The 608-nt window shown below is 51.8% G+C and carries 1 rRNA gene; it reads right to left on the minus strand.

Features of this window, described 5'->3' with window-relative positions:
* Nucleotides 1-128 (minus strand): 23S ribosomal RNA (locus tag AC1DBN_RS21445); the annotation flags it as partial.
* Between the last annotated feature and the right edge of the window lie 480 nt (nt 129-608).

Raw genomic sequence — 608 nt, forward strand, 5'->3', positions numbered from 1 at the left:
GTTTCCCCATTCGGACACCCTGGGATCACAGTCCGGTTATCGACTCCCCCAGGCTTATCGCAGATTCCTACGTCCTTCTTCGGCTCCTAATGCCAAGGCATCCACCGTGTGCTCTTAAAAACTTGACCACAAAGATCAAAAACTAATTTTCGAGAGAACCACGAAAACCAACCACACCCAAAGGATGCAGCCAGATCCAGGTTCATATTCTTGGAAATTGCTTCTTATACAAGATGCTCGCGTCCACTATGTAGTTCTCAAACAACAACCCCACACCACACACCCCACACACAACACGTGCATGATCGATGCAGCAGGGAAACCAGAAACAAACAAACCCACACCACCAACCCCCACAAAGGAAGATCACCAGCATGGCCCTGTTGCCTCAGGACCCAACAGTGTGCCAAACACTACCCAGCAGACCAAACCACCCACGTTCCAGGACCACCTCCGAAAAGATCAGTCCGTACTAGCAAACAGTCCGTGCCACCAGGCACCTATTCGTTGATATTCCACCCTTGAGCACCCGCCACGAAACATTCGTCCGTGCAACGGGCATTACTCCTGACAACCCCCACCACCAACAAGCGTCGGCATGAGCGGTT

The sequence above is a fragment of the Pseudarthrobacter sp. 10T415 genome (assembly GCF_056394175.1).